This is a genomic window from Entomoplasma ellychniae, from assembly GCF_002930155.1.
In the GTDB taxonomy this organism is placed as follows: Bacteria; Bacillota_I; Bacilli_A; order Mycoplasmatales; family Mycoplasmataceae; genus Entomoplasma; species Entomoplasma ellychniae.
In genome coordinates, this window is sequence record NZ_PHND01000003.1 from 1 (window position 1) to 5,213 (window position 5,213).

Below are 5,213 nucleotides of genomic sequence, written 5' to 3' on the forward strand. Positions count from 1 at the left end.
ATTAAAGTCAAAATCATTAAGAGTTAAATCACTAATACCAGTAGCTTTTTTTAAAGCTTCTAATACTTGTTGATCAGTTAAATCATTTGATAAATTTAAGTCAAGAGCAAGTTGAGTAATGTCTTTTTTAGCAAAAGCTGGAATTGTTAAAGTTTGTTTTCCTGAAATTCGCACTGAATCAGTTTTAGCACTAATTTCAACACTTCCTTGTTGACCATAATCAGCATCAGTTTTATTAAATAAAAAATCATCAAGAGTTAAATCAGTAATACCAGTAGCTGTTTTTAAAGCTTCTATTACTTGTTGATCAGTTAAGTCATTTGATAAATTTAAGTCAAGCACAAGCTGAGTAATGTCTTTTTTATCCAAAGCCGGAATTGTTAAAGTTTGTTTTCCTGAAATTCGCACTGAATCAGTTTTAGCACTAATTTCAATACTTCCTTGTTGATCATAACCAGCATCAGTTTTATTAAATGAAAAATCATCAAGAGATAAACTATCAATTTGAGTAGCTTTTTTTAACGCAGCTAAAATATCATCTTTTGTTAAGTCATTTGATAGACTTAATTGTAGATCAATATTATCAATATTAACTGAAGATAGTTTTGGAATTGTTAAAGTTTTCTTTTTAGTTAAATATTTAGAATTGGGAGTTGCTGTTATCGTCACCATGCCATCAGAACCAAATTTTGGTGTAGATAAATCTAATTTAAAATCATTGATTGATAAATTTGTGTTGTTTGTTTTAGTCTTTAAATCAGCAAGAATTAACCTCTGGATATCATCTTGATTTTTATTTCACTGAATGTGATCTCAGTTATCAAAAAGCTTTGTTTGATAATCTTCTAGATTTATTTTTTCTAGCTTTTTCAATTCTTGATATAAGACGATTTCACCTTTATATTTGAAATCATTGTTTTTACTAGAATGACCAACAAAAACAAAACCTTTTTTCAAAAGTGAATCACCAGAAGATTGGTCTGGTTTAACAGTTATCCCTTTAAGTTTATCAATTCCTTGATTATATATTTCAAATTCTAACAGAGATGGAGTTCAAAATACATTAGTCTTTGAATCTAAAATTGCTTGAAGTTGTTCTCTAATAATTGAAATATCATTTTTTGGGGCATTATTAGAAGATAAAAAAGTTATAACCGGCAACGATGCCAAATTCAAAGCTGATAATATTAATAATAATTTTTTCATATTTATCCTTTCAAAAGAAATTTTTTAAATGAAATTTTGAATTAATTCCAATTTAGCTATAAATTCGCTAAATTACATAATTTTATACATAAAATTTACAGAGAATAAAAAAGCTAATTGCTTACTTAAAAGCAAATATTAGTAAACTTAAATTATATTTTTATAACTAATATGTTTTAATTTTAACCTATCTTTGTTATCAATAACGTTAAAATATTTAATGGCCTTTTGTCTTCTACAAAAAAAGTTATAACCCAAGATTTTTAACTTGAGTTCATTATAATATTTTTTGATTGCCAGTATCCTTTGTTTACCATCAATAACTTCATTATTTCCAACAAGAATTGGTGAGCATTATACAACCATTAACTATAGATCTATTAAGAGTGACCATTTTTATTGCTTTAATATGTTTGGTTTTCTAAAAAATCTATTTTATTCATAATAGCTCCTTTTATTAAAAAGTAAATAACAATAAAACGACTTCACTTCATTGTTATTTAATTTAGATTTTATATTTTTCACATATGCATAAAAATAAACTTACATCTATTAAGAGTAGTCACATTGAATGTAAAAAATAACTTTTTATTTTTATTCACAATTATATGTTATCAAAAAAAAAAAAAAAACAAGTCAATTTCAAATAAGTTTGTCGAATTGTGTCGAATTGTAAGTGATAATGTCTCAATGAATTAGAAAGTAGAAAAGTCCAAAGCCTTAAAATTATATTTGAGATGATGAAATAGAACAGTTGTTTAATATATCAAAAGAAATGCACTCGCAGTTATTGAACAATTACTTAAAAGACTTGCTAAGCAAAAACTCAATAGTTTTAAATTGTTCTATAAGAACTATAAACATAAAAATAACTATTTTTAAAAATAAAGAAATAATTGGATTTATAAATGGCAACTGTAATGCAAAATCAAATAAAACTGTTTCAAAATTTAAAATGTTTTTAATGGTTGTTGCTTTTGTGATTTTTTGATAGTTATTTAAATTAATTATTTCATGATTCATTATCTCCAAGTTTTGATAAGTGGTTTAAATGATGTAATTTATTTTAGTGATCTATTTTTTTAAAAATTTTAGTTTAATTAACAAAGATATAAATAATTTTAAATATATAAGATTTAGACATATAACAGTCTGCTCAATATGAAATATAAATGCATACAAAATTAGAAACAAAATCAGAAGAACTATATATGTAAATTAGTAAATAAAAAAGTGGGAGTTACCCACTTTTTCTAGACACCCTAAACTTTGATTTATTGCATTTTATTTATAAAATAAATTAGTGATCTACCAATTGTAAATGTAAACAATAAAAATAATATTATTGCAAATAATATTATTTCTTTTTCATTTTTACCAACAATTCAATTAAGCTTAACTGAATTATCACAAAAAAACAATATATTAAGAAAATAAGTTTAAATTTATCAATAATTTTGATTTTAAGCATTTTTCTAACATTGTTTTTTTAATTAACTTTTTTGTTTACCAAAAATTGGTTGGTTGTCTAATTTTATATTTTTGCCATTTCAAAAATTTGAATACTGAGTAACTTGAATGACATTTCAATTAGTTAAATCTTGATTAAAACTCATTTCTTTTCCATTGAATGATGGAAAATAATCATTTCAAAACATTTTAGTCACATTTTTAACTTTTGATGTATCTCAAGCTGTATACACTTCACCATTTTCATCTTTCACATTTTTAGTAGATATATCTTGATTAAATGAAAATGTATTACAAAACATATAGCTCATGTCAGTTACATTGCTTGTATTTCATTTTGAAATATCATGATTAAAGTATGCACATTGTCGAAACATAGCCTGCATATTAGTGACATTACTTGTATCTCAATTTGAAATATCTCCATTAAAAGACATTAATTCTGAAGTTGAATTTCCTCCAAACATTCATGACATATCAGTAACTTTTGATGTATCTCAATTATTTAAATCTTGATTAAAATTTATTGCGTTTCTAAACATTCATGACATATTAGTAACATTACTTGTATTTCATTTTGAAATATCTTGATTAAAACTTAATGCATTGTTAAACATAACCCCCATATTAGTGACATTACTTGTATCTCAATTTGAAATATCTCCATTAAAAGACGAAGCATTTTGAAACATTCTGTACATATTTGTCACTTTTGAAGTGTCTCAATTATTTAAATTTTGGTTAAAAGAAAAAGCACCATCAAAGGTTGATTCCAGACTAGTAACTTTTGATGTATCTCAATTTGAAATATCTCCATTAAAAGACGAAGCATTATTAAACATTTTGTAGATATTAGTCACTTTTGAAGTGTCTCAATTATTTAAATTTTGGTTAAAAGATGAAGCGCCATTAAAGGTTGATTCCATACTAGTAACTTTTGATGTATTTCAATTTGAAATATTACCATTAAAAGATGAAGCTCCTGAAAAGGTTGATTCCATACTAGTAATATTTGTTGTATCTCAATTATTTAAATCTTGATTAAAATTTATTGCGTTTCTAAACATTCATGTTATACTAGAGACACTACTTGTTTTTCATTTTGATATATCTTGATTAAAACTTGATGCATTGTTAAACATAACCCCCATATTAGTGACATTACTTGTATCTCAATTTGAAATATCTCCATTAAAAGATGAAGCATTTTGAAACATTCTGTACATATTTGTCACTTTTGAAGTGTCTCAATTATTTAAATTTTGGTTAAAAGAAGAAGCACCATCAAAGGTTGATTCCATATTAGTGACATTACTTGTATCTCAATTTGAAATATCTCCATTAAAAGACGAAGCACCATCAAACATTCTAAACATATTTTTTAATGATGAAGTATTTCATCCTGAAATATCTTGATTAAAATTTTTAGCATTTAAAAACATTTGAGTTGCATTGTTTACTTTTGAAATGTTTCAATTTGAAATATCACCATTAAAATTAGTTGCATTATTAAAAATATTAACCATATTTTCTACGTTTGAAGTATCTCAATTATTCAAATTTTGGTTAAAAGAAGAAGCGCCTTCAAACATTCTACTCATATTAGTTACTTTTGAAGTATCTCAATTTTCAATTCCTTCAATTGTTGAAAAAGAATTATTTCTGAAAAAGTTTGTTAAGTTTTTAATACCTTCTGGTAAAACACTTGTAATATATTTTGCATTAACAAAATTTAATGTATTTCCGCTACTGTCATAACCAATTTTATAAATATTTTTTGCATTTTTTTGACTAAAATTAAAATCTGTTGTTATTAAAAGTTCATCATCATTTGTTAAATAAAGTGAGGATGATGTATTTTGAGCTGTTTCTTCTGATAATGTAATAACATCTTGCTCAAAAATATCAGAACCACCTTCTTGAGTTGATATTACATATTCATATCTATCAACAGAATCATTTGAATTTGAACTTTTTTTCGAATCAGTCATTTTAATACTATCTATAGATAATTTCATATCCACATCTTTATATAAATTTTGAATAGCGGCAATTAAATCATCTTTATTTCATTGTTCATATTGCTTTGAATTTATAATATTTTGTATTTCTTTGCTAATAATTTTAATTGAAAACTTATTAATTACAATTTCATTTTGACCAATTAAATAATAAGAATTATCATTTGCTGTAATTTTTATTGAACCATCGTTAATACCATAATCTGGTTTGATTATATCTATAATTAAATCTTCTCGACTTATATCTTCAATTCCAGTAATTAATTTAATTTGTTCTATTATATCATCTTCATTAATTGATGAATAATCATCAATGTGAATGCTTATAGTATCTAAATTTATTTTAGGAATTTTTGGTATTACAAAATTTGTATCTCCTTTTAAATAAATTGATCCATCAATTGCTTTAATTATTATTCCACCAATATTTTTGTATGTAGATGGTGAGAGAGCAATTGTAAAATCATCAAGAGATAAATCACTAATACCAGTTGCTATTTGCAGTTCATTTAAAAT

At 24.2% G+C, this 5,213-nt stretch carries 2 protein-coding genes and 1 pseudogene; all 3 read right to left on the reverse strand.

Features of this window, described 5'->3' with window-relative positions:
• Positions 1 to 1,206 (reverse strand): annotated as a pseudogene (locus tag EELLY_RS04080) (hypothetical protein); the annotation flags it as partial.
• A 798-nt stretch (positions 1,207 to 2,004) separates the two neighbouring features.
• Positions 2,005 to 2,229 (reverse strand): hypothetical protein, encoded by a 225-nt coding sequence (locus EELLY_RS04085; RefSeq protein ID WP_104206213.1) that lies wholly within the window; start codon positions 2,227 to 2,229, stop codon positions 2,005 to 2,007.
• Positions 2,230 to 2,699: 470 nt separating this feature from the next.
• Positions 2,700 to 5,213: BspA family leucine-rich repeat surface protein (locus EELLY_RS04090; protein ID WP_146063627.1), on the reverse strand; the 2,514-nt coding region annotated here is incomplete at its 5' end.